This is a genomic window from Shewanella nanhaiensis (genome assembly GCF_019457885.1).
Classification (GTDB): Bacteria; Pseudomonadota; Gammaproteobacteria; order Enterobacterales; family Shewanellaceae; genus Shewanella; species Shewanella nanhaiensis.
On the sequence record NZ_JAHZST010000046.1, the window covers coordinates 1 to 1,603 of the forward strand.

Annotated in this window: 1 protein-coding gene and 1 pseudogene; both read left to right on the plus strand. The window is 41.0% G+C overall.

What is annotated here, in order from left to right; translation table 11 throughout:
* Nucleotides 1-64, plus strand: a pseudogene (locus K0625_RS24245) (IS200/IS605 family transposase); the annotation flags it as partial.
* Nucleotides 65-922: 858 nt separating this feature from the next.
* Entirely contained in the window at nt 923-1,345 is a 423-nt protein-coding gene (locus K0625_RS24250) for a DUF4279 domain-containing protein (protein WP_220111918.1), read from the plus strand.
* The last annotated feature ends 258 nt before the right edge of the window (nt 1,346-1,603 follow it).

Genomic DNA, 1,603 nt, shown 5'->3' on the forward strand with positions numbered 1-1,603 from the left:
AAGATATGTAAGGCATCAAGAAAAGGTTGAAAAACAGGAGCAGCCGCAATTAGATTTGAAGTAGACAACGCCCCCTTTTAGGGGGCTAATGCAAAGCCACCTTCTTCAGAAGGTGGATTCTTTACTTGGTGTTTTTGGTTAGACCTTGTCTAACAACTTCTGCTATCAGACTAGGCCTGATTTTAAGCAATCATCATGAACTTGCTCTTGTTGCTAAAAGTAGGATCTAGTTTGATAGCTTTTAGTTGAATGTGTATTGGGTAAGATATTGAAGGTCATACCTTCAATTGGTACCTATCGCTTGCAGCGTGCTTATGTGCAGATACTTCTACGAGACGCCACTAGCACATCCCTGTGGGCTTTACGGCAGCTTCCATGCTGCCAAAACTCGTAGCCGCATCTACACCTGATAATTTACTTCTTCGATTTGGTTTTACTTTGTAGAAGGGCGCAACTGGTTTTACCCCTTTATGTGTTAGTGCCAGCAATTCGTTCAATACAGCCCTGACCTCTTTGTAATACTTTCTCTCATCAATTAGAAAGGTATGGGTTCCGTCTAGAGACAACCTCTAAGTTCATAAGTATTTGCACTTTTATACAGTAGTATCGGTTTTGTGCGGTTTATCTCTAAGTTTTGTGCAATCAGTTCACGGTTTACTATTGAGTGAAAAGATAAAGAGGCGTAAATTCAGTAAGATGAAAGTGTGCGATCACTCTTGTTTGTAAGAGCTGGCTGAGATAATAGGAAAGCAAAGTGTGCGACTAAGTTTTGTCCTAGAGTGTATTGGATACAATTTAGCTATGCATGTCTCAATACGTTGTATTAATGAGGTATATAGTGTTGATGCCCGTGCACGCTTTCCCGAGAGAACTTGGCAAAACGCGCAAGCCGTATATACAAATGTTAGGCACATTGAGAGTTATGGAAGAATTTGATACATACGCATATTTCTGGGTTGAGGGCTTCGAATGCTCAATCGATGAAATTAGCTCAATTCTAAAATTACAGCCTACTGACTTTCATCTTAAAGGTGATTTGATCTCAGAGAGACATATGAGATTAAGGAAAAGAAGTTCGTGGAAATATAAAAGCACGCTTCCGAGATCTGAACCTTTTCAGGATGCGCATCTAGAAAACTTGCTTATCGTCCTTAAAGATAGAAAAGAGGCTATAGCTCAATTAAACAAAGATTATGATGTCGGCATCAATTGCGTGGGTTATTACACAAATGTTAATCCAGGCTTCCATATGAGTGCGAATCTTATAAAATCATATGCAGAGTTAGGGTTAAGTATAGATTTTGACCTTTACAATAGTTGTGAGCCGGACTCAGACAATGCCTAACAAGCGCGTGCAATCTGACCTCCGGCCACTGTCACGTTTTGTGCGTACCGCACAAAAAGCGCCAGTAGCCTCCGGCAGTTGACGCGGGCGTTACCGCTTATCTGATTGCTATAGCTCCCTTAATGGCAGCAGTCATTTTCAGAGCTTAAACTCTAACGCATTAATAAGATGGTACGCCCCAACCTAGTGTTAAACTCCAGTTTGTCTGGTTAACAAAGAAGAGGTGGTCATCATGTCTAACTTTCGCGTTATAGGGAT